This window comes from Microbacterium sp. ZOR0019 (assembly GCF_000800925.1).
In the GTDB taxonomy this organism is placed as follows: Bacteria; Actinomycetota; Actinomycetes; order Actinomycetales; family Microbacteriaceae; genus Microbacterium; species Microbacterium aurugineum.
Genome location: NZ_JRKC01000002.1, coordinates 23,773 through 44,604 on the forward strand (window position 1 = coordinate 23,773; position 20,832 = coordinate 44,604).

Below are 20,832 nucleotides of genomic sequence, written 5' to 3' on the forward strand. Positions count from 1 at the left end.
AAGATGTCGATCACGGTCTACACCAAGCCTTCCTGCGTTCAGTGCAACGCGACCTACCGTGCCCTGGATGCCAAGGGCATCGAGTACGAGGTTCTCGACCTCTCCGAGGACCCGACGGCCCTCGAGCAGGTCAAGGCGCTCGGCTACCTGCAGGCACCTGTCGTCGTCACCGACGAGGGCCACTGGTCGGGCTTCCGTCCCGACAAGATCGACGAGCTCGCCTCTCGTCTGGCGTGACCTCCCATGAGCGCCGTCGCGACCGCAGCGCCGCTCCTGATCTACTTCTCGAGCGTGTCGGGTAACACCGCGCGGTTCGTCGAGAAGCTCGGGCTCCCCGCCCGACGAATCCCCCTCCACCGGAACGAAGAAGACCTCGTCATCGACGAGCCCTTCGTGCTGGTCACCCCCACCTATGGCGGGGGCGTGGGACGAGGCGTCGAGAAGGGCGCCGTCCCCAAGCAGGTGATCCGGTTTCTCAACGACGAGCGCAACCGGCGTCACCTCCGCGGTGTGATCTCCGCGGGCAACACCAACTTCGGCGATGCCTTCTGCCTCGCCGGTGACATCATCAGCCGCAAGTGCCACGTGCCTCACTTGTATCGGCTCGAGATCTTCGGCACACAGGACGATGTGGATCGCGTGAGCGACGGATTGGAACGACGGTGGCAGCTTCAGTGACCGAGACAGTGGCATTCAAGGCGAACCCCTCCTACGAGGGACTCGACTATCACGCCCTCAACGCGATGCTCAACCTGTACGACGCGAACGGGAAGATCCAGTTCGACGCCGACAAGCGGGCCGCGCGGGAGTACTTCCTTCAGCACGTGAACCAGAACACGGTGTTCTTCCACTCGCTCAAGGAGCGCCTGGACTACCTCGTGGAGAAGGAGTACTACGAGGGTGCCGTCATCGAGAAGTACTCGATGGAGTTCATCCAGAAGCTCAACGACCTCGCCTACGGCAAGAAGTTCCGCTTCGAGACGTTCCTGGGTGCGTTCAAGTACTACACGAGCTACACGCTCAAGACCTTCGACGGCAAGCGCTACCTCGAGCGCTTCGAGGACCGCGTCGTGATGACCGCCCTCGGCCTCGCGGACGGCGACGAGAAGCTCGCCGTCGCCCTCGTCGAGGAGATCATCTCCGGTCGCTTCCAGCCGGCCACCCCGACGTTCCTCAACGCGGGCAAGGCACAGCGCGGTGAACTCGTCAGCTGCTTCCTGCTGCGCATCGAGGACAACATGGAGTCCATCGCCCGCGGCATCAACTCCGCGCTGCAGTTGTCCAAGCGCGGTGGCGGCGTGGCACTGCTGCTGTCGAACATCCGCGAGTCGGGTGCGCCGATCAAGCAGATCGAGAACCAGTCGTCCGGAATCATCCCCGTGATGAAGCTGCTCGAGGACAGCTTCAGCTACGCCAACCAGCTCGGTGCCCGTCAGGGTGCGGGAGCGGTGTACCTCAACGCGCACCACCCCGACATCATGCGATTCCTCGACACGAAGCGTGAGAACGCCGACGAGAAGATCCGCATCAAGACCCTGTCGCTGGGTGTCGTCGTCCCCGACATCACGTTCGAACTCGCGAAGAACGACGAAGACATGTACCTGTTCTCGCCGTACGACGTCGAGAAGGTCTACGGCGTGCCCTTCGGCGACATCTCGGTCACCGAGAAGTACCGCGAGATGGTCGACGACCCGCGCATCAAGAAGACCAAGATCAACGCGCGCGAGTTCTTCCAGACCGTCGCCGAGATCCAGTTCGAGTCCGGCTACCCGTACGTCATGTTCGAGGACACGGTGAACAAGGCCAACCCGATCAAGGGTCGGATCAACATGTCCAACCTCTGCAGCGAGATCCTGCAGGTGAACACGCCGACCACGTACAACGACGACCTGTCGTACGACAACATCGGCAAGGACATCTCCTGCAACCTCGGCTCGATGAACATCGCGCTGTCGATGGATGCCGACGACCTCGGCCAGACCGTCGAGACGGCGATCCGCGCGCTCACCGCGGTCAGCGACCAGAGCCACATCGGCTCGGTGCGCTCGATCGAGGATGGCAACGACCGTTCGCACGCGATCGGCCTCGGCCAGATGAACCTGCACGGCTACCTCGCTCGCGAGCACGTGCACTACGGCTCGGAAGAGGGCATCGACTTCACGAACATCTACTTCTACACGGTGCTGTTCCACGCGCTGCGTGCCTCGAACAACCTCGCGATCGAGCGCGGTACGACGTTCGACGGGTTCGAGGACTCGAAGTACGCGTCGGGGGAGTTCTTCGACAAGTACATCGATCAGGCGTGGGTGCCCGCGACCGAGAAGGTCAAGGAGCTCTTCGCCGGCAAGCACATCCCGACGCAGGAGGACTGGGTCGAGCTGAAGGCGTCGATCCAGAAGCACGGCATCTACAACCAGAACCTGCAGGCGGTCCCGCCCACGGGCTCGATCTCGTACATCAACAACTCCACGTCGTCGATCCACCCGATCGCGTCGAAGATCGAGATCCGCAAGGAAGGCAAGCTCGGTCGCGTGTATTACCCGGCGGCGTTCATGACGAACGACAACCTGGAGTACTACCAGGACGCATACGAGATCGGCTACGAGAAGGTCATCGACACGTACGCGGCGGCCACCCAGCACGTCGATCAGGGTCTGTCGCTGACGCTGTTCTTCAAGGACACCGCCACCACGCGCGACATCAACAAGGCGCAGATCTACGCGTGGCGCAAGGGCATCAAGACGATCTACTACATCCGTCTGCGCCAGCTGGCGCTCGAGGGCACCGACATGGCCGAGTGCGTCTCGTGCATGCTCTGACCTGAGAACCTGTCGACCCGAGAACGCGGCTGAAACCCGAGAAACGACGAAGAACATGACCCCTGAAAGACTCAAGCTGGTCTCCAGCGTGCAGGCGATCAACTGGAACCGCATCCAGGACGACAAGGACCTCGAGGTCTGGAACCGTCTGGTGAACAACTTCTGGCTGCCGGAGAAGGTGCCGCTGTCGAACGACGTGCAGTCGTGGAACACGCTCACCCCCGACGAGCAGCTGCTCACCATGCGGGTGTTCACCGGTCTGACGCTGCTCGACACGATCCAGGGCACCGTGGGTGCGGTGTCGCTGATCCCCGACGCGATCACGCCTCACGAAGAGGCCGTGTACACGAACATCGCGTTCATGGAGTCGGTGCACGCGAAGAGCTACTCCTCGATCTTCTCGACTCTCGCGTCGACGAAGGAGATCGACGAGGCGTTCCGGTGGTCGACCGAGAATCCGAACCTTCAGAAGAAGGCTCAGATCATCATGGACTACTACCAGGGCGATGACCCGCTCAAGCGCAAGGTGGCCTCCACCCTGCTGGAGTCGTTCCTCTTCTATTCGGGCTTCTACCTGCCGATCTACTGGTCGTCCAAGGCGAAGCTGACGAACACGGCCGACCTGATCCGCCTCATCATCCGCGACGAGGCCGTGCACGGGTATTACATCGGCTACAAGTTCCAGAAGGGCCTCGAGAACGAGACCCAGGAGCGTCGTGACGAGCTCAAGGACTACACGTTCTCGCTGATGTACGAGCTCTACGACAACGAGGTGCAGTACACGCAGGACCTCTACGACGGCGTCGGGCTGACCGAGGACGTGAAGAAGTTCCTGCACTACAACGCCAACAAGGCCCTGATGAACCTGGGTTACGAGGCGATGTTCCCCTCCAGCGTCACGAACGTGAACCCGGCGATCCTGTCCGCGCTCTCGCCGAACGCTGACGAGAACCACGACTTCTTCTCGGGGTCGGGCTCGTCGTACGTCATCGGCAAGGCCGAGGCCACGGAAGACGACGACTGGGACTTCTGAGCCCGTTGCAGTCTCGGCTGATGTCTTTCACAACCCAGGTTTGATGCTGCAAGGGTCGCGGAATTCTCTGATTCCGCGACCCTTCTTGCAATTTCTCTGACGCGCGCCATTCAGTCAGACGAGCCCAGCGGGTCGTGGCTGCCGGAGTTCGTCGCCTTTCCGTCAGGCGGGGATGTTGAGGTACTTGGAGACGGCTTCGCGCACGACAGCGCCGATTGACGCCACGTCGGAGGGTTCGCCGGCAGCCGTTCGGCGGGCTACTTCAGTCTTCACTGCCGTATACATGGCTTCGGATACTTGCGCTCCCAGAAGGCGCGGGTACAGGCCGCCGGTCCCGCGCCTTCGCGGTGCGTCAGGCAAGGCCGGGGTAACGTCTGCGGCGGGAGCTGCCGGGGTCGCCTGAACCGGTGCGGTCGGCTTGATCGAGGGGGCCATGGGATGCCGCCTTTCGGTTCTTCGGTGATCAGGCCGCAGGGGTGCAGGTTCGTTGTGGGCCTGGGCGACCGACGAACCTGTCGGTGTGCCGTGTGTCGAGGTGGCTCCGACGAGTCCGCACGAGTGCCGTGGCAGTGACAGCAACGGCACTGATCGCGTCGGCGCTTCCGGGAGGTGCGTCGATCGCGGTGCATCAATCGCACCACAAGCATACACCTAAGGCCTAAGGCCTAAGGCCTAAGGTCATGTTATGCTTCGACTTCTGCGGCACCGTGGCCGGATTTTTGACGCCACCACCGAAGAAGCCGCACCGGGGGGGGGCTTATGAAAAGGCAACGAACCAGAATCTGGGCAGGGGTGACCGCAGCCGCGCTCGGGGTGATGCTGTTGGTGGCGGTCCCGAGCGTGACGGCATCCGCTGTGGGGAGCAATGACCTGCTCGTGCGGTCCGTCGGTTCGTTCAGCAGTCCCTCCCGCCCCGACGGAACGACAGCGCCGCTGTGCGTGAACTACGGTACCGGCGATCCAGCGACCTTCTCGCCGACGAACAACCAGTCGACGGCGTGGGGGGCATCCAATCAGGTGCGTTCAGGTACGCAGCTCAGCGTTCTGAGCAGTCCGACCCCGCCGTGCTGGCCGTCGCCTGAGCAGAGCAGCGGCTTGGGCTTCGAAGGCATCACTGCCGCGTCCCCGGTGGGCGACTATTTCGAGATCGGGCGCTTCACGCACTTCAACAACACGATCCAGAACGGTCTGCACTGGGTCAACCTCGACGCGTCGATGACCATCACGAACCCGTACACACTCGCACAGGAGCAGCTTGATGCGTCGTACCGGATTCGGCTGCAGGAGAGCCCTGAGCAGTTCCAGCTGCCTGGCGACCCCGTACCGACAACGGCTGACTGTCAGTTCCAACCCGGCGAGACGAACTCGTTCGCGGGCGGAACCACCGTCCCGGCATACGTCAACGGATACAACACGGGTCCGGCATCGTTTACGTTCAACGACCCGAACCTTCCGAGTTCCTTGAACCCGGTGACGACGCAGCGGGTGGCCTGCGCGGACAGCTTGTATGTCGTGCCTGTGGATCCGACCGATCCGTCAGAAACGCTCACCTGGGGCGAGACGTCAGTGCGAGTGGGTATCGGAGGCTGGGCACCGGTCGTCGGCGGCACCTGCGATTCCACGAATGTGCTGGCTGGTCCCGTGGTGTACACCCCGGAATCCGAGACGACGATGCTCTGCATGCTGGGGAGGATCATTCCGGCGACGATCTCGGTGGAGAAGCTCGTTGAGGACATGCCGGATGGAGAGTTCGGCTTCGAGCTGGTTGAACAGGACCAAGGGCAGGATCCGCCCGTCGATGACCCGAGCCGCAGTACTGAATTCTCGATCACGACAAGCGGTGGCACCGGGACCCTCGATCTCGGTGAGATCGAGCCCGGGCTCTACCGGCTGACCGAAACGAACGTCCCTGATGGCTACGAGCTCAACGATCTGAGCTGCGTGAATGCCGACGATGAATCCATCATCACGACCGACGGCTTCCTGGATCTCGACTCGGGAGTCGCGGCGACCTGCAGGTTCGTGAACGGGCCCGTCACAACGGCGGGCCTGACACTCTCGAAGCAGGTCGATTTGGGTGCCGCAGAGCCGACGGCGTGGACGCTGTCGGCAAGTGGGCCCTCCACGATCAGCGGTGCGGCGGGTGCCGCCTCGGTGACCGATGCGAGGGTCGCCCCGGGAGAGTACACGCTCACGGAGTCGGGCGGGCCGGCGGGGTACGAGCAGACCGGCCTCGTGTGCCTGGACGACGAGCAGACTGAGGTTCCTCTCACCGATGGGAACCGGATCACGCTTGCCGTGGGCCAGGAAGTGACCTGTACCTTCACGAACACAACCACGATGGGCACGCTCACCTTGGTGAAGGAGGTGGCTTCGGGGAGCGCTGCACCGTCTGCGTGGACGCTGACTGCGGATGGTCCGACCCCGATCACAGGGAGGAGTGGCGCGGCATCGGTCACGGCCGCGTCGGTGGCTGCTGGCGTTTACACGCTCACAGAGTCGGAGGGGCCGGCAGGGTACCAACAGCAGAGCCTTGCGTGTGCGAACGGTGCAAATGCGGTGGCGATCGAAGGCGCACAGCTGCGGATCGCTCCAGGCGCAGATGTGACGTGCACCTTCACGAACAGCGAGCATTCGACTGCTGGCGGCGCTTCGGGACCGGCCGGACTTGCGAACACGGGCTCTTCGTTCCCGGTGTGGCCGGTGCTCGGCGGAGTTCTGGTGCTGCTTCTCCTCGGCGGTGGCGCAATGTGGGCCGGAACACGTCGGAAAGAAGACCTCACGGAGAGGTCACCCCGCTAGCAATATCCCGCACACCGCCCATCGGAGAATCCGCAGGTTCCCCGCCTGGCGGCGCGGCGTCATCCCTCGTCGGTCACCACGAAGACCCCGGCCCGCAGCTCCCCTCGAGCGGCGGGCCGGGGGCTTTCGAGTGATCAGCCCAGCGGCAGCGACGTGAAGGAAGCGGAGAAGTCCGGCACGTTCGCCGGCAGGAACGGAGCAGACCCGACGTCGACGAGCGGGTCGTCCTTCGTGTGCCTGTTCCAGAGCTCCGGGAGGGCGCGAAGGAGGAACTTCTCGATCTTGACGATCGCTCCGGCCTCGGGATTGACGGTCAGGCGGAACCGGGCGTCGTCGGTCTCGTAGCCGAGCACGGCCGCGATCTGCTCGTAGGTGAGGTCGCCCCAGGCATGCAGGAACAGGACTTCTGGGCCGACGCGGCGGGCCACATAGGCCGAGACCGCCTCGATATGTCGTTCGAATATCTCGGAGAACCTCTCCGCAGCCCGGATCGATTCGCGGATGATGTCGTTGTCGTTGGTCACACTGGGTATCCGTCACTCGGCGCGATTCGGTTCCATCGGTGGCCCCTCGCCTACGCGACTCACGCTAGCGCGCGGACGAGGCGCTGATGTCGGAGGCGCCTGCGATCATCCAAGGATGGATCACCTGCGACTCCGGCTCTGGTCGGAAGACGACCTCGATCTGCTGCACGCCGCGAACACCCCGGCAATGACCGATCATCTGGGCGGCCCCGAGACCGAAGACCAGATCACGGAGCGCCACGCCCGCTATCTGCGTCTGGTTGAGGCCGGTGAGGCGCGGATGTTCGTGATCGAGGATGCCCGGGGCTCGGCGCTCGGATCGATCGGACATTGGCACGTGGAGTGGCGGAAGGAGCCGGCGCTGGAGAGCGGATGGTTCGTCCTGCCCGAAGCGCAAGGACGCGGGGTGGCGTCGAACGCCTTGGCGCTCGTCGTCGACGACGCTCGTGCGCATCGAGCGGGCCGGCGCTTCCTGACTGCCTTCCCCGAGGTCGGGAATGCCGCGTCGAACGGGGTCTGCCGACGCAACGGCTTCACCTTGGCGGGGACCGTCACCGAGCGGTTCCGCGGCGCGGAGCTGACCATGAACGAGTGGGCCCTGCCACTCACCAGCACGTCAGAGGTCAGCCCGCCGGATACTCCTGGGCCTTGAGCGCCCTCGCGAGGTGGGCGGCGTTGCGCGCGGCCGTGCTGATCGCCGATGCGACCTTTTCCGGAGTCTCCTCCAGGTCTTTGTAGTCGGTCGTGTGCATGGCCTCGCCGTTCCAGTAGACCGAGCCCTGGGCCGGAATCGTGTAACCCACGTCGTTCAGGGACTGGAACAGGATCGCCGCGATGTGGTGCGCCCCGTCCTCGTTCCCCACGATGCCGGCCACGGCGACCTTGTCGAACAGGGTCGGCCTGCCGCGGGCATCGGTCTCGCCGAGCTCGGCATCGAGCCGCTCGAGCACGCGCTGTGCGACGCTCGAGTGCTGTCCCATCCAGGTCGGGGTGACGAAGACGAGGATGTCGGCGTCCAGCACACGCCGTCGGATGCCCGGCCACTCGTCGTCGCCGCCCATGTCCTTCTCCACGCCAGGGCTCAGGGTGAGGTCGACCGCGCGGACGAGATCGCCGGTGACGCCGTGCGCGGCGAGGGCGTCGAGCACCTGGGTCGCGAGGAGGTCGGAACTGGAGGCAGCGGGCGACGGCTTCAGCGTGCAGGAGACGGCGACCGCGGAGAGTGGTGTCTTCATGCTCCGAGCAGACCAGAATCGACGGCGGGTGCACAGGGGCTTCCCGTGTCCGGGCTATCCTGGTAAACGGCACCGACGACAGGAGATCCCGTGATTCTCAGCTTCCTCTTCTTCATGATCCTCTTCATCGGAGGAATCCTGCTGATGGGCATCTCGTTCGGGCTGCCGGCGTTCCAGGCGCTCGCGTTCTGCGGCGGCCTCCTGCTGGTGACTCTGGCCATGGCGTTCATGCTCCGCGAGGGCGGTTCGGCTACCCGCCGGTCGAAGAACTGGTCGGGCAACCCCACCGAGTGACCCCTCACCGCCGCTTGGCGAGTCTCGCCTCGAGGTTCGCCCTGACGGCGGGCCATTCCGGCTCGATGATCGAGTACTCCACGCTGTCGCGCAACGCGCCGTTGCGATAGCGGCTCATCGCGCGCATCACGCCGTCCTGTTTGGCCCCGAGTCGTTCGATGGCCGCGCGGGACTGGAAGTTCACCCACTGCGTGGTGAGCCCGACACGGAACGCCCCGAGTGACTCGAACGCGTGGCGGAGCAACAGCAGCTTCGATTCCGCGTTCGTGCCGGTCCCGTGCGCGGATGGCCGGTTCCAGGTGTAGCCGATGTGCAGCCGCGGGACATCCGCGACGATGTCGTAGTACGAGGTGAGCCCGAGGATGCGGCCCGCGGCGTCGAAGACGGTGAAGGGCACCATCTCGCCCTTGTCGATGAGTCCCATCCGCCGTTCGACCTCGGCGGCGACCCCGTCCGGCGCGGGAACCGAGGTGTACCACGCCGTCTTCCACAGGTCGCCTTCCTGCACCGCGTCGATGAGGCCGTCGACGTGCGAGCGTGCGAGCGGACGAAGCTCGACGAGTTCTCCGGTGAGGGTGACAGGGGCGGGAGCGACGAGGAAAGCCATGAGGATATTCAACCAGCGCGTCAGGAGACCGCGAGCGGGACGGCGCCCTCGCTCAGCAAACGCTGGAACGCGGCGACCAGCTCGACCGTGACGCCCAGCTCGAACGCGAGGCTGGCGAGGTGCGGGCCGCGGACGGCTTCGGCCTCGGCGTAGGCGCGCGAGGTGATGAGCTGTCGCGCCGCCCACTCGTCGGCGCGACGTTCCTGCTGTGCGCGGAGCACGGGAGCCGAAGTGGGACGGTGCCCCAGGTGGGCGTGGCCGAGTTCGTGCGCGAGGACGCTGCGCATCGTTCGGCTGCTCATCCCCGGCGCGAGGCGGATCGTGCGTGTCTCGGGGTCGAAGCCACCCCGGGTGCGGCCAGGGCGTTCGACGATGCGCAACCGCCGCTCCTCGGCGAGGCGGACGAGGTGCTGCATGATGCTCCTCCTCGTCCCGGTCCGTGCCGGCCCCTGGTGGCCGGATCAGTCGTAGAGGTCGTCCGAGTCGGCGTCGTGGCGGACGCGGGATTCGAAGGCGACTTCGCGGCTATCTTCGCGTGGACCGGTGACATCGGGTGTGCGGCGGAGCGGCGTGATGCGCGCAGTGGGTTCGCCGTCCGCGCGGAGTCGCTCCTCCGCACGGGCGAGCAGCACGTGAGGATCGACACCGAGCGTGGCGCAGACGGAGTAGACCACCGGAACGGGGATCGCGCGCTTGCCGGTGACGTAGTTGTCGAGGGCGCTGCGTGCGATCCCGATCCCGCGAGCCATCGCGGCGATGCTGCTCCGGGAGGCGGCGATCTCCGCGCGCATCTGGCGGCCCACGGCTTCGTTGAACTCCTCAGCAGCTGTCTTCACCCGGCTCACGATAGCAGCGCTCCGAAGCCAGAATGCTGCCATTCTGGTTCATTCGGCGGCGGTGAGTGTCCGTGCGGAGCGGTAGCGTAGGCGTATGGGGACAGATCTGCGTCATTTGTTGGCATACGAAGTGGAAGGAGCGCGTCTGCACGCCGGCGTGACCTTCGCAGACCTGGCGCATCGCTCGGGGATCGGCACGAGCAGGTTGGCGAATCTCCTCGACGCGAAGGCGGACTTCACCGTGGTCGATCTGGCGGCCATCGCCGAGGTGCTGGAGGTGACGGTGACCGCGCTTCTGCCGGCGTCGGCCGCTGACGATGGGTGAAGTCTGTCGTGCGGAGTAGCGTGGTCCGCATGAAGACCGTGCCTTTCGGATCCACCACCGCTCCCGCCGTCATCGCCGGCATGATGCGCATCCACGACAAAGACGATGCGCACGTCCGGACGCTGTACGCGGCGGCGCGAGACGCGGGCATCGACTTCTTCGATCATGCGGACATCTACGGCGGGAGCATGCACCACTGCGAGGCGCGCTTCGCAGACGCGTTGCAGCTCAGCGCATCCGAGCGCGACGAGATCGTGCTGCAGACCAAGTGCGGCATCGTGCCGGCGCAGGGGATGTTCGACTTCTCCTACGAGCACATCGTGCGTCAGGTCGAGGGGTCGCTGGCGGCGCTGCGCACCGATCGTCTCGATGTGCTGCTGCTCCACCGCCCCGACATCCTGGTCGAACCCGACGAGGTCGCCCGCGCATTCGACGACCTCGAAGCCGCGGGCAAGGTGAAGGCGTTCGGCGTCTCCAACCACACGCCGCGGCAGATCGACCTTCTCCGCACGGCAGTCCGGCAGCCGCTGGTCGCGAACCAGCTGCAGCTGTCGCTCACCCATGCGCCCCTGCTCGCGCAACCGGTGGCGGCGAACATGGCCGGCCACGGGCAGAGCGTCGTCCGCGACGGCGGAGGTCTCGTGGAGTACTGCCGGATCAACGGCATCACGATCCAAGCGTGGTCGCCGTTCCAGGACGGATTCTCGCACGGTGTCTTCCTCGGCAACCCCGAGTACCCCGAGCTGAACGCCGTGATCGATCGTCTCGCGGCAGCGCACGGCGTGACACCGATCGCGATCGCGACCGCGTGGATCACCCGGCATCCGGCCGGCATGCAGGTCGTGCTCGGGACCACGACGCCGCAGCGGGTGCAGGATGCGGCGGCGGGTGCCGATGTCGTGCTCACGCGGCCCGAGTGGTACGAACTGTTCCGCGCGGCCGGGCACCTGCTTCCGTAGCCGTCCGAGGCGCGGGATCCGGGCCGCAGCGGGGCGAGGCGAGACGGCCCGGCGTCGTCTACCCTGAGTTCATGCCGTTCCTGTTCTCGCTCCTCGTCATCGCCCTGATGATCGGTGCGCTGATCGACATCATCACCCGCGACAACTCTCAGGTGAAGCACCTGCCGAAGATGGTATGGATCATCATCGTCATCCTGCTGCCGCTCATCGGAAGCGCACTGTGGTTCGCGATCGGCCGCGAGTACGGCGATGCGGGCATCCCGATCCCGCGGATGCGGCGAGCGGAAAGGTCCTCGCCGCAGACCGATGTGCGACCGGCCCCGCCGGTGGATCGGCGGACCACGGAGGAGCAGATCGCCGATCTCGACCGTGAGATCGAGGAATGGCGTCTTCGGCAAGAGATCGAGAAGCGCCGACGGGACGGCGAAGCCCCGTCAGGATCCGTCGGCTCGACCTCCTAGTACTACAGTCGCGTTTATTTCGCGTGGTGCGGCGCGTTAGCGCCGTTGTGGGTGATGATCGTGTTAACCCTTGGCGGTGGGTGACGATATTGCTGTGGCGGATGTGCGGGAGTGGGCGGCGGAGCTGGATGAGGTCGCTGGTCTGATCGGGCCGCGGTTCGCTCGTTCGGAGCCGCGCCGGAACGCTGTCGCGTATGTGCGAGGGCTGCTGTCGGAGCAGGAGCGGAAGAACTCGTGGACGCTGTCGGAGCACGCCGGTCAGGTGACGCCGGATCCGATGCAGCGGCTGTTGTCGACCACGGACTGGGATCCCGACCTGGTCCGTGACGATCTCCGCTCCTACGTGGTCGAGCACCTCGGCGACCGTGCCGGAATCCTGATCGTCGATGAGACCGGGTTCTTGAAGAAAGGCGACCGGTCCGCGGGCGTGGCCAGGCAGTACACGGGCACGGCGGGACGGATCGAGAACGCGCAGGTCGGCGTCTTCCTGACGTACTCGACACCCACGGGCCGGACGTTCCTGGATCGGGAGCTGTATCTGCCGAAGACGTGGACCGAGGACCGTGCCCGCTGCGCCCGCGCCGGTGTCCCGAAGGAGCGCGGGTTTCAGACGAAGCCGGAGCTCGCGATGGGCATGCTGGCCCGCGCGATCGATGCCGACGTCCCCGCATCATGGGTGACTGGCGACGCCGTCTACGGCCAGTACTACCGGCTCCGCAAGGCGCTCGAGGATCGCGGGATGTCGTACGTGCTCGCCGTGCCGTCCAGCCAGCGGGTGATCGCGAAGACCACCGTGTCGATCCTCGGGAAGGAGTACCGCGCCGACGCGCTCATCGGCGAGCTCCCAGCCACGGCGTGGCGGACCAGGTCCGCCGGCGCGGGCTCGAAAGGCGACCGCCGATACGCGTGGGCACGCGCCCGGATCAACGGGGAACGCGACCCGGATGCCGAGTACTGGCTCCTCGCCCGCCGCAGCCTCACCGACCCGTCAGAGCTCGCGTACTACCTCTGCCACGGCCCCAAGCGCGTCGCCTTGGGCGAGCTGGTCCGCGTCGCCGGCGCGAGATGGGCGATCGAGGAGACCTTCCAAACGGCGAAAGGGCAGACCGGGCTGGACCACTACCAAGTCCGGCAGTACACCGGCTGGTACCGGCACATCACGCTCTCCATGCTCGCCCACGCCTTCCTCACCGTCACCCGGTCAAAAAGGGGGCTCGAGGAGACAAAGACGGAGACCTCGTCGAGCTGAGCCTGCCCGAGATCCGACACCTCATCGCCGCGCTCGTGCTGAATGCGCCCGCCGACCCCGCGCGAGTGCTCCACCGGTCACGCTGGCGCCGAAAACACCAACACACCGCCCGACGACACCATTATCTACGCCGCGGACACACGCCATAAACGCGACTGTAGTACTAGGCGGCGTGCGGGCGGTCGAACGATTCGCGGATCGCTTCCTCCAGCTGCGGGTGACGGAACTCGAACCCGGCGGCGGTGAGCTTCTCGGGGAGCACCCATCGGCTCTTCAGGACCAGCTCGGTCTCGGTCCGGATGCCGATGGCGCCGAGCTCCAGCATCCAGCGGGGCATCGGCGGACCGATCCGAGCGCCCAGCGCGCGGCGCACGGTCGCCATGAACTCGACGTTGTCGACGGGATGCGGGGCGGCCGCGTTGACCGGTCCCTCCAGTGCCGGCGTCCGCTCGAGGAAGTCGATGATGCGGGCGACGTCTTCGATGTGCACCCAGCTGAAGCGCTGACGACCGCGGCGTGCCCCCGGGAAGTGTCCTGTTCCTGCCGCGCGGCGAGCGACGCTCACCGGCCAGCGCCCGTCGTACTGCGGACCGCCGAGGCCGAGGCGTGTGAGGGTCTTCAACGGTTCGAGCACGCCGCCGTGACCGAGGACGATCGTGCTGCGCAGAGCGACCCGACGTGTGGCCGGGAGCTCTTCGGCGAACAGCGCCTGTTCCCACGCCTTCGCGACCTCGACGGAGAAGCCGGTGCCGATCTCGCCCGTGGACTCGGTCATCGGGCGGTCCTCGGCGTGACGGTAGATCGTGGCGGTCGAGGAGTTCACCCACAGCGGGGGAGGCGTCGTGGCCCGCGCGATCGCGGTGCGCAAGGAGGCGGTGGTGTCGAGTCGTGAGCGGAAGATCTCGGCGCGGTTCTCGGGGGTGTAGCGGCAGTTGACGCTCTTGCCGGCGAGGCCGATCACCAGCGTCGCGCCGTCGACCGCGCGATCGATCTCGACCTGGTCACCCCACCGGATATCGGCGCCCGAGCGCGAGATCGTCACCACCTCGCGACCTGCAGCGCGGAGGCGCGGAGCCAGATAGGTCCCCATGAACCCCGTGGACCCGCCGATGACGACCCGTCCCGCGCCGATGTCGTCTGTGCTCATGCGCTCTGCTCCTTCGTGGTGGCCGGCTCGACGCGATAGTGGAAGTGGCCCCGGTACTCGTACACGCGGCCGATCAGGGGAACGTGGACGGTGAGGCTCACACGCTGGCGGTCGAGGGTGTCGTCGAAGCGCTCGGTCAGGCGGATGGTCGGTGAGATCAGGCGCGGGATGCGGAGCCGGAGCCGTCCGAGACGCACCCCGACCGCGGTGCTGGTGAGCCGGAGTGCGCCGTCCTTCGTCTCGACGTCGAAGCACGCGGCGATGAGGCCCGGTTCTCCGAGTTCGTCGACCACGCGTCCGCGCTGCGTGAGGGCCACGGCATCGCGCATCACCCACGTTCCTCGGGCGAACCGGAAAGTGCGTTCCCCGATGGCGCGTGAAGCGACCGTGCGGTTCTCGATGTGGAACGGCACGTCGTGCTCCCACCCGGAGGCGACCACGCCGCGGTGTTCGAGGGGCCGCAGCAGAGGCCAGAGCCAACGACGGGGAGTGCCGACCCGCTGGAACACGCCTTCGCCGATGCCGACCGCGCCGTCGGGGATCGCGGCGAAGTAGGAGCGCAGGCGGGGGTGCAGCTCGTTGATCCGTTCACCGAGGGCCCGGGCGTACGGGGACTGCGGCACGAACGTCACCCCTCGAGCCTAACTCGATGGTCGGCGGGTCCCGTCCGACGGCTCCGGGCGTTCAGTCTGTCGGACGCAGCAGGCGGTCGAGGAGTGCGAGCGCTTCATGCTGTGGGGCGGACTCGTCCAGCAACCACTGCGTCTGCAGGCCGTCGGACGCGGCGACGACGAGTGCGGCGACGGCGTCCGCGTCGACATCCGCGCGAATCCGCCCTTCCGCCTGCTGCTGTCGGACGGTCTCGGCGAGCCGTGCGCGGAGCCGCGCGAAACGCCCCGTGGCGAACGTGCGAGCAGCGGGGTGCCCTTCTTCGAGCGCCGAGGCGACGAGCGTCGAGTACAGCTGCACGAGTCCCGGGATGGCGCGGTTGATGCGCGCCGACTCGATCATCATCTCGACCGGTGTCGCGTCTTCCGGTGGGGAGCCGGCCTGCCGACCCGGCGCGTTGCTCTCTTCGTAGACCGCGACGAGGAGCTCCTCCAGCGACCCGAAATAGTGCGTGAGGGCGGCGTGCGTGACCCCGACTTCACGGGCTATGGCGCGCAGGCTCGTGCGGTCGGCGCCGCGTTCGGCGAAGACCTCGATGGCGCGATCGAGAATCTCCTGTCGTCGAGCGATCCCCTTGGCGTAGGCGCCGCGCGGGCGGGGAAGCGCAGAGCGCTCGGGCGTATCGGCGGCCATGAGAGGAGTCTAGCGAACTAAAACTTCCAAGTGGAGGTATTTGGTGATAGCGTGCCTGCCAGGGGTTGCGACCCCTCCGTCGCCGAAGACCGAAGGAGCACGACGATGACGATCCAGACCTCCCTCCAGCTGTTCACCATCAAGGACGAGCTGGAGGCCGACCTCGACGGTTCGCTCACGGCCGTCGCCGCTCGCGGCTTCACCGCCGTCGAGCCGTACGACTTCGTCCGGCGTGCCGAGCCCCTCGCCGCGGCGCTCTCGGCCGCGGGCCTGACCGCGCCGTCGGGGCACGCGTTCCTCGCCTCGGAGTCGTTCGTGAATCCGGATGGCAGCGGCACCACGGTGCCGGTCCCGACTCCCGCCGAGGTCTTCGAGGCTGCGAAGGTGCTCGGCATGGGCACGGTCATCGATCCGTACACCGAGCCCACGCGCTGGGAGTCGGTCGAGCAGATCGAGGAGACCGCACGGCTGCTGAACGTGGCCGCCGAGATCGGTGCAGGTGTCGGCGTCCGCGTCGGATACCACAACCACGCTCACGAGCTGGAGGCGGTCTTCGACGGCGTCACCGGGCTCGAGGTCCTCGCCGGACTCCTCGATGAGCGCGTGGTCCTCGAAGTCGACCTCTACTGGGTTGCGCGCGGTGGCGTCGACCCGGTCGCGCTGCTCGAGCGTCTGGGGGACCGGGTGATCGCGGTGCATGCGAAGGACGGCACCCTCGACCCGGCGCTCGCCGGTGCGTACCCGCCCGCCGACCAGGTGGCCGCGGGGGACGGCGCCGTGCCGCTGGTCGAGGCCATCGCTGCGGCCCCGGCGCTCGAACTCGCCATCGTCGAGTTCGACCACTACGAGGGGGAACTCTTCGACGCGATCGAGCGCAGCCGGGTCTACCTCGATGAGAAGGTCGCCGGCTGATGGCGGGCCCCGTGGGTGTCGGCATCATCGGTGCCGGCAACATCAGCGATCAGTACCTGTCGAACCTCACCACGTTCCCGGACGTCCGCGTCCTCGCGGTCGCGGATCTCCTCGAGGAGCGGGCGAAGGCGCAGGCCGAGAAGTACGGCGTCCCGCGCTTCGGTGGGGTCGACGTGGTGCTCGACGACCCCGACATCGACATCGTGGTCAATCTCACGATCCCCGCGTCGCACGTCGAGGTCTCCGAGGCGATCATCGCCGCGGGCAAGCACGTCTGGACCGAGAAGCCGATCGGGGTCAGCCGGGAGGAGTCCCGTCGGCTGCTCGAGAGGGCGCAGGCCGCGGGCCTTCGCGTCGGCGTGGCTCCGGACACCGTGCTCGGCCCGGGGGTGCAGACGGCGAAACGGGCGATCGCGCGCGGTGACATCGGGCGGCCGTTGTTCGGTCAGACCACGTTCCAGTGGCAGGGGCCGGAGATCTTCCACCCGAATCCGGCGTTCCTCTATGCGAAGGGCGGCGGGCCCCTGCTCGACATGGGGCCGTACTACGTCTCGACGCTCGTGCATGTCTTCGGCTCGGTGGCCGCGGTCGCGGCTCTCGGGCTGCAGGGATCGCCGACGCGTCGCGTTCAGGTCGGCGAGCTCGCCGGTCAGGAGTTCCCGGTCGAGATCCCCTCGACGCTCAGCGTCCTGATGGACTTCGAGCAGGGCGGTCAGGCGCAGAGCCTGTACAGCACCGATTCGCCGCTGCTGCGACAGGGGATCGTCGAGATCACCGGCACCGAGGGCACGATCGTGATCCCCGATCCCAACACGTTCGGTGGCGCGATCACGATCACCCGACCGCTCACCCGCCTGTTCGTCCCCCCGGAGCCGGTCCAGCAAGAGGTCATCGACGTCGCGCAGGAAGGCGTGCTCTCCGGGCGCGGCCTCGGGCTGCTCGACATGGCGCGTTCGATCGCCGCCGGTCGCCCGCACGTCGCCACGGGGGAGTTCGGCTACCACGTGCTGGACACGCTCCTGTCGATCGAGGAGGCCGCGGCATCGCGCAGCTTCGTCTCCGTGGAGAGCTCCGCCGGTCAGGTCGGTGCGCTCGCCGCGGACTTCGATCCGTTCGAAGCCACGCTCTGACGGGCACCGCCCGTGGCGGCGACGGTGCGAGTCAGACGGCGGGCTCGCGGAGGCGGACCAGACGCTCGTGTCCGGTCTCCTCCAGCTCGGCGATGTCGTCGCGCGACTTCAGGAAGTCGGAGAACGACCGGTAGCCGAGCGCCTTCTCGCTGAACGACGGGTCCATGCGGCGCATATGCGTCTTCACTGCGGAGCTGTGCAGCCATTCGTCGGCGTCCGCCTTGTCGTGACCGAGGCGGAGGGCGCGCTCGAGCAGTTGCGTCGCCTCGCCCTGCTCATCGATCTTCGTCGGAGCAGGGGCCGCCGCCTTGGACTTGGCCCGGCGCGGGGTCTTGGCCTTGGCCGTATCGGTGCTCGCCTCGGCAGTGTCGGCGGCATCGGCGGTGGCCTCGACCACGGCTTCTGCCTTCGCCGCGACAGGCGGGGGAGTGGTCTTGACGGGGCGCACGACTCCGGGCAGCGAGTCGTAGGACTCGAACTCGTCGCAGGCCGCCGCGAGCGACTTCGCGGTCGAGCCCGACACCCCGACCCCGATCACGTAGCGACAGAGCCGCTTGCAGCGCTGCGCGAGCGGCACGTAGTCGCTGTCACCCGCCACGATCACGACGTGCGTGAGGTCGGGCAGCCGGAACATATCTTCGACCGCATCGACGGCGAGCCGGATGTCGGCCCCGTTCTTGGCGTAGGCGGCGGCAGGGAAGAGCTGTACGAGGTCGACCGCGCGGGCCACGAGCTGAGAGCGGTATTCGGCGTTCACCGGCGACGACCAGTCGGCGTATGCGCGCGTCAACACCAGGGTGCCGAAAGACGCGGCGTAGTCGATGATCGCCCCGACCTCGATCATCGCGCGGCCGAGACGGTCGACGACCTCCGGATCGTTCGGGTTCTCGGTGATGCGCTGCCGGTCCTTGCCATAGGCGTTGCGCCCGTGCACGCGGTCGTACCAGGAGATGACGATGTTGTCGAAGTCGAGATAGACGGCGACGCGGGCATCGGTGGTCTCGGCCATGATCAGGCCTCCTCACGGGGGTAGCGGACGCCGATCTGCGCACGGATCTCGTCGAGCGCGCCCATGATCGCGACGCTCTCGGCGATCGGCAGGATGTCGCCTTCGAGGATCCCGTCGCGCACCAGGCGCTCGGCGGCATGAGCCTGATACTGCATGCCGCGGCCCGTGACCGAGGAGACATACTCTTCCTGCACGGTGCCGTCCGGGAGGATCACGCGGAACGTGGTCGGGCTGTACCAGACCGTGTCGATGTCGATGCGGGCCGCGGTGCCGAGGATGCTCGCGACGTTGGGGCCCGCCGCCCGGGACGACGAGAGGCTGGTGGAGACCGCGCCGCCCTCATGTGTCATCACGGTCGCGACCTCGGAATCGGCGCCCGTGTCGATGAGCCTGCCCACGGCGCGGATGCTGGTCGGAGCGCCGAGGATGTCCCAGATGAAGGAGATCGGATAGATGCCGAGATCGAGCAGGGCACCGCCACCGAGCTCGAGGGCGTTGAGCCGGTGCGCCGGGTCGGTGGGCAGCAGCTGGGTGTGATCCGCGCTGACCGCGCGGATGTCGCCCAGGGCGCCCTCGGCGATGAGCTCGCGGATGCGCACCATGTGCGGCAGATAGCGCGTCCACATGGCCTCCATGACGAGCAGCCCCCGCGCGGCCGCGAGTGCCTGCAGATCCTCGGCCTCGGCGCGGTTCAGGGTGAACGCCTTCTCGACCAGCACGTGCTTGCCGGCCTCGAGTGCGAGCCGGGCGTTCTCGTGGTGCATCGGGTGCGGCGTCGAGACGTAGATGATGTCGACGTCGGGGTCGGCGACGAGAGCGTCGTACGAGGGGTGGGCGTGGGGGATGTCGAAGCGCGAGGCGAAGGCGTCAGCCGACTCCTGCGAGCGGGATCCGACGGCCACGAGGTCGAGCCCCGCGGTTCGCAGATCGGACGCAAATGCGCCGGCGATACCGCCGGTCGCGAGGATTCCCCACCGAAGACCTGTCATGGTCTCAGCGTACGGGGTGCCGCGGACGCGACGCCGCATTCTCCACGGGCATGCGCCCCGATCGACAGAGGCCCGCCTACGGCACCAGGATGATCTTTCCGGAGGCGGCGCCGGACTCCAGGAGCTCATGGGCCCGCACCGCCTCGGCGAGCGGCAACTGCGGTCCGAGCTCGACCGTGAAGTCCCCGGTCTCCAGGAGCGCGATCGTCTGAGGCAGCGCTTCGGCGCGCCACGCGAGCTCCTGGTCGGTGAGCGGCACCGGTGAGCCCCCGGAGAAGGCGCGGATGCCGAACGACGCGGCATCCGGTCCTCGAACGATCGTCGCGATACGGTCGCGGTCGGACACCAGCGCGAGGGACGTCTCGATCGCCTCGTCGGTGCCGGCACAGTCGAGCACCACCGTGACGGCGGAGGGTGCGGTGTGACGGATCCGGTCGATCAGCCCGTCGCCGTAGGCCACGGGGAGGGCGCCGAGTTCGCGCAGCTGGTCGTGGCGGGCAGGGCTTCCGGTCGCGATCACGGTCGCGCCCCAGGCGACGGCGAACTGCACGGCGGCCTGCCCGACCGCCCCTGAGCCTCCGTGCACGAGAAGCACGTCGCCGGCGACGACCTCGAGAGAGCGAAGGGCCTGGTAGGCGGTTCCTGCCGGGATGCCGATCGCGGCGCCCTCGGCCATCGTGACCGCGTCCGGAAGAGGGGCGAGGTGCTCCGCGGGGACGGCGAGCGCGGAGGCGTACGTGCCGTGCCCGTCTCGGATCGCCACCCGGTCGCCGACCCGGAGATCGTCGACGCCCTCGCCGAGCACCTCGATCACCCCGGCGCCGTCGAAGCCGACCGGACGCGGCTCGGTGATCGGCGGAGAGGGCCGCTTGCCGCCGCGGAGCTTCGCGTCGATCGGATTCACACCCGCCGCCTCGATCCGCATGACGACCTCACCGCGGGCCGCGACCGGGTCGGGGATCTCGATCAGGTGCAGGACGTCCGGGGAGCCGATTTCGGTGTACACGATCGCGCGAGCCATGGGTTCAGGCTATGCCTGTATCAACTTTCTCGGCGCACCCCCCCATAGATAGGGGTCTTGTGCCCCTTCGAAGCGCTGGGCAGGATGACACTGAGGGCGGCGGGTGATGACACCCCCCCTGATCGGGCCGGAGGCTCACGATGGCTCCACAACAGAGCGCGGACTCACGAGAAGCGCG

Annotated in this window: 24 protein-coding genes; 13 read left to right on the forward strand and 11 right to left on the reverse strand. The window is 67.0% G+C overall.

Translation table 11 applies throughout. The features are described 5' to 3' along the window. Nucleotides 1-3 precede the first annotated feature (3 nt). The 5 genes from nrdH to L978_RS00140 all read left to right on the forward strand — a co-directional run bounded on the left by nrdH (nt 4) and on the right by L978_RS00140 (nt 6,654). On the forward strand, nt 4-237 hold the full coding sequence (gene nrdH / locus L978_RS00120) for a glutaredoxin-like protein NrdH (protein ID WP_047519073.1): 234 nt from the start codon (nt 4-6) through the stop codon (nt 235-237). Between the two features lie 6 nt (nt 238-243). Continuing rightward, on the forward strand, nt 244-678 hold the full coding sequence (gene nrdI / locus L978_RS00125) for a class Ib ribonucleoside-diphosphate reductase assembly flavoprotein NrdI (RefSeq protein WP_047519075.1): 435 nt from the start codon (nt 244-246) through the stop codon (nt 676-678). After that, a complete protein-coding gene (nrdE, locus tag L978_RS00130; RefSeq protein WP_047519077.1) occupies nt 675-2,819 on the forward strand; it encodes a class 1b ribonucleoside-diphosphate reductase subunit alpha in 2,145 nt (714 codons plus the stop codon). The genes nrdI and nrdE overlap by 4 nt, the downstream gene beginning before the upstream one ends. 55 nt (nt 2,820-2,874) lie before the next feature. Beyond that, nucleotides 2,875-3,852 (forward strand): class 1b ribonucleoside-diphosphate reductase subunit beta, encoded by a 978-nt coding sequence (gene nrdF / locus L978_RS00135; protein ID WP_017828866.1) that lies wholly within the window; start codon nt 2,875-2,877, stop codon nt 3,850-3,852. Between the two features lie 792 nt (nt 3,853-4,644). Next, nucleotides 4,645-6,654 carry a prealbumin-like fold domain-containing protein gene (locus L978_RS00140; protein ID WP_047519081.1) on the forward strand — a complete coding sequence of 670 codons (2,010 nt, stop codon included), beginning with the start codon at nt 4,645-4,647 and terminating at the stop codon, nt 6,652-6,654. A gap of 134 nt (nt 6,655-6,788) precedes the next feature. Here L978_RS00140 and L978_RS00145 read toward each other — a convergent pair whose 3' ends face one another. Next, nucleotides 6,789-7,178 (reverse strand): hypothetical protein, encoded by a 390-nt coding sequence (locus L978_RS00145; RefSeq protein WP_047519085.1) that lies wholly within the window; start codon nt 7,176-7,178, stop codon nt 6,789-6,791. 115 nt (nt 7,179-7,293) lie between these two features. Here L978_RS00145 and L978_RS00150 point away from each other — a divergent pair, with 115 nt between their 5' ends. Beyond that, nucleotides 7,294-7,830 (forward strand): GNAT family N-acetyltransferase, encoded by a 537-nt coding sequence (locus L978_RS00150; protein WP_052193222.1) that lies wholly within the window; start codon nt 7,294-7,296, stop codon nt 7,828-7,830. Here the strand turns inward: L978_RS00150 and L978_RS00155 are convergent. After that, complete coding sequence (locus L978_RS00155) at nt 7,802-8,413, reverse strand: flavodoxin family protein (RefSeq protein ID WP_047519086.1); 612 nt, start codon at nt 8,411-8,413, stop codon at nt 7,802-7,804. The two genes, L978_RS00150 and L978_RS00155, sit on opposite strands and share 29 nt — an antisense overlap. A gap of 90 nt (nt 8,414-8,503) precedes the next feature. On the opposite strand from L978_RS00155, the gene L978_RS00160 reads away from it, so the two are divergent. Continuing rightward, nucleotides 8,504-8,707 (forward strand): hypothetical protein, encoded by a 204-nt coding sequence (locus L978_RS00160; RefSeq protein ID WP_047519089.1) that lies wholly within the window; start codon nt 8,504-8,506, stop codon nt 8,705-8,707. A 4-nt stretch (nt 8,708-8,711) separates the two neighbouring features. Here L978_RS00160 and L978_RS00165 read toward each other — a convergent pair whose 3' ends face one another. The 3 genes from L978_RS00165 to L978_RS00175 are packed head-to-tail and all read right to left on the reverse strand — an operon-like array spanning nt 8,712 to nt 10,150. Beyond that, nucleotides 8,712-9,314: a GNAT family N-acetyltransferase gene (locus tag L978_RS00165; RefSeq protein ID WP_047519090.1), complete on the reverse strand. Its 603-nt coding sequence runs from the start codon at nt 9,312-9,314 to the stop codon at nt 8,712-8,714. A gap of 20 nt (nt 9,315-9,334) precedes the next feature. Then, nucleotides 9,335-9,730, reverse strand: coding sequence for an ImmA/IrrE family metallo-endopeptidase (locus tag L978_RS00170; RefSeq protein ID WP_047519094.1), 396 nt, complete (start codon nt 9,728-9,730; stop codon nt 9,335-9,337). A 45-nt stretch (nt 9,731-9,775) separates the two neighbouring features. Beyond that, complete coding sequence (locus L978_RS00175; RefSeq protein WP_231554939.1) at nt 9,776-10,150, reverse strand: helix-turn-helix domain-containing protein; 375 nt, start codon at nt 10,148-10,150, stop codon at nt 9,776-9,778. A 94-nt stretch (nt 10,151-10,244) separates the two neighbouring features. Here L978_RS00175 and L978_RS00180 point away from each other — a divergent pair, with 94 nt between their 5' ends. The 4 genes from L978_RS00180 to L978_RS00195 all read left to right on the forward strand — a co-directional run bounded on the left by L978_RS00180 (nt 10,245) and on the right by L978_RS00195 (nt 13,144). Further along, the gene (locus L978_RS00180) at nt 10,245-10,475 is read left to right on the forward strand and encodes a helix-turn-helix domain-containing protein (protein WP_231554940.1); all 231 of its coding nucleotides are present in this window, start codon (nt 10,245-10,247) and stop codon (nt 10,473-10,475) included. Between the two features lie 29 nt (nt 10,476-10,504). After that, nucleotides 10,505-11,434: an aldo/keto reductase gene (locus L978_RS00185; protein ID WP_047519096.1), complete on the forward strand. Its 930-nt coding sequence runs from the start codon at nt 10,505-10,507 to the stop codon at nt 11,432-11,434. 71 nt (nt 11,435-11,505) lie between these two features. Continuing rightward, nucleotides 11,506-11,895 carry a PLDc N-terminal domain-containing protein gene (locus L978_RS00190; RefSeq protein ID WP_047519098.1) on the forward strand — a complete coding sequence of 130 codons (390 nt, stop codon included), beginning with the start codon at nt 11,506-11,508 and terminating at the stop codon, nt 11,893-11,895. Between the two features lie 76 nt (nt 11,896-11,971). Further along, a complete protein-coding gene (locus L978_RS00195) occupies nt 11,972-13,144 on the forward strand; it encodes an IS701 family transposase (RefSeq protein ID WP_047519100.1) in 1,173 nt (390 codons plus the stop codon). Between the two features lie 163 nt (nt 13,145-13,307). Here L978_RS00195 and L978_RS00200 read toward each other — a convergent pair whose 3' ends face one another. Genes L978_RS00200 through L978_RS00210 form a run of 3 tightly spaced genes read right to left on the reverse strand, consistent with a single transcriptional unit; the run spans nt 13,308 to nt 15,593 of the window. Continuing rightward, complete coding sequence (locus L978_RS00200) at nt 13,308-14,291, reverse strand: epimerase (protein ID WP_047519102.1); 984 nt, start codon at nt 14,289-14,291, stop codon at nt 13,308-13,310. Beyond that, nucleotides 14,288-14,923 (reverse strand): DUF4166 domain-containing protein, encoded by a 636-nt coding sequence (locus L978_RS00205; RefSeq protein ID WP_047519104.1) that lies wholly within the window; start codon nt 14,921-14,923, stop codon nt 14,288-14,290. The genes L978_RS00200 and L978_RS00205 overlap by 4 nt, the downstream gene beginning before the upstream one ends. A gap of 52 nt (nt 14,924-14,975) precedes the next feature. Then, on the reverse strand, nt 14,976-15,593 hold the full coding sequence (locus L978_RS00210) for a TetR/AcrR family transcriptional regulator (RefSeq protein ID WP_047519106.1): 618 nt from the start codon (nt 15,591-15,593) through the stop codon (nt 14,976-14,978). 105 nt (nt 15,594-15,698) lie between these two features. On the opposite strand from L978_RS00210, the gene L978_RS00215 reads away from it, so the two are divergent. Both L978_RS00215 and L978_RS00220 read left to right on the forward strand, forming a co-directional pair. Next, nucleotides 15,699-16,505, forward strand: a complete 807-nt coding sequence (locus L978_RS00215; RefSeq protein ID WP_047519107.1) for a sugar phosphate isomerase/epimerase family protein — start codon at nt 15,699-15,701, stop codon at nt 16,503-16,505. Further along, nucleotides 16,505-17,635, forward strand: coding sequence for a Gfo/Idh/MocA family protein (locus tag L978_RS00220; protein WP_047519112.1), 1,131 nt, complete (start codon nt 16,505-16,507; stop codon nt 17,633-17,635). The genes L978_RS00215 and L978_RS00220 overlap by 1 nt, the downstream gene beginning before the upstream one ends. A 31-nt stretch (nt 17,636-17,666) precedes the next feature. Here the strand turns inward: L978_RS00220 and L978_RS00225 are convergent, their stop codons facing one another. The 3 genes from L978_RS00225 to L978_RS00235 form a co-directional block, all read right to left on the reverse strand. After that, nucleotides 17,667-18,644, reverse strand: a complete 978-nt coding sequence (locus tag L978_RS00225) for an NYN domain-containing protein (RefSeq protein ID WP_047519114.1) — start codon at nt 18,642-18,644, stop codon at nt 17,667-17,669. Between the two features lie 2 nt (nt 18,645-18,646). Next, a complete protein-coding gene (locus tag L978_RS00230) occupies nt 18,647-19,633 on the reverse strand; it encodes a Gfo/Idh/MocA family protein (RefSeq protein ID WP_047519149.1) in 987 nt (328 codons plus the stop codon). Nucleotides 19,634-19,709: 76 nt separating this feature from the next. Further along, the gene (locus tag L978_RS00235) at nt 19,710-20,654 is read right to left on the reverse strand and encodes a quinone oxidoreductase family protein (RefSeq protein WP_047519116.1); all 945 of its coding nucleotides are present in this window, start codon (nt 20,652-20,654) and stop codon (nt 19,710-19,712) included. Nucleotides 20,655-20,832 lie beyond the last annotated feature (178 nt).

Bases quoted from the DNA above. Each gene is read 5' to 3' on its own strand.
- L978_RS00210 (WP_047519106.1), bottom strand. From the start codon at position 15,593: ATGGCCGCCGATACGCCCGAGCGCTCTGCGCTTCCCCGCCCGCGCGGC.
- L978_RS00185 (WP_047519096.1), top strand. From the start codon at position 10,505: ATGAAGACCGTGCCTTTCGGATCCACCACCGCTCCCGCCGTCATCGCC.
- nrdH (WP_047519073.1), top strand. From the start codon at position 4: ATGTCGATCACGGTCTACACCAAGCCTTCCTGCGTTCAGTGCAACGCG.
- L978_RS00150 (WP_052193222.1), top strand. From the start codon at position 7,294: ATGGATCACCTGCGACTCCGGCTCTGGTCGGAAGACGACCTCGATCTG.
- L978_RS00165 (WP_047519090.1), bottom strand. From the start codon at position 9,314: ATGGCTTTCCTCGTCGCTCCCGCCCCTGTCACCCTCACCGGAGAACTC.
- L978_RS00180 (WP_231554940.1), top strand. From the start codon at position 10,245: ATGGGGACAGATCTGCGTCATTTGTTGGCATACGAAGTGGAAGGAGCG.
- L978_RS00200 (WP_047519102.1), bottom strand. From the start codon at position 14,291: ATGAGCACAGACGACATCGGCGCGGGACGGGTCGTCATCGGCGGGTCC.
- L978_RS00220 (WP_047519112.1), top strand. From the start codon at position 16,505: ATGGCGGGCCCCGTGGGTGTCGGCATCATCGGTGCCGGCAACATCAGC.
- nrdF (WP_017828866.1), top strand. From the start codon at position 2,875: ATGACCCCTGAAAGACTCAAGCTGGTCTCCAGCGTGCAGGCGATCAAC.
- L978_RS00215 (WP_047519107.1), top strand. From the start codon at position 15,699: ATGACGATCCAGACCTCCCTCCAGCTGTTCACCATCAAGGACGAGCTG.
- L978_RS00230 (WP_047519149.1), bottom strand. From the start codon at position 19,633: ATGACAGGTCTTCGGTGGGGAATCCTCGCGACCGGCGGTATCGCCGGC.
- L978_RS00235 (WP_047519116.1), bottom strand. From the start codon at position 20,654: ATGGCTCGCGCGATCGTGTACACCGAAATCGGCTCCCCGGACGTCCTG.
- L978_RS00170 (WP_047519094.1), bottom strand. From the start codon at position 9,730: ATGCAGCACCTCGTCCGCCTCGCCGAGGAGCGGCGGTTGCGCATCGTC.
- L978_RS00155 (WP_047519086.1), bottom strand. From the start codon at position 8,413: ATGAAGACACCACTCTCCGCGGTCGCCGTCTCCTGCACGCTGAAGCCG.
- L978_RS00190 (WP_047519098.1), top strand. From the start codon at position 11,506: ATGCCGTTCCTGTTCTCGCTCCTCGTCATCGCCCTGATGATCGGTGCG.
- nrdI (WP_047519075.1), top strand. From the start codon at position 244: ATGAGCGCCGTCGCGACCGCAGCGCCGCTCCTGATCTACTTCTCGAGC.
- L978_RS00225 (WP_047519114.1), bottom strand. From the start codon at position 18,644: ATGGCCGAGACCACCGATGCCCGCGTCGCCGTCTATCTCGACTTCGAC.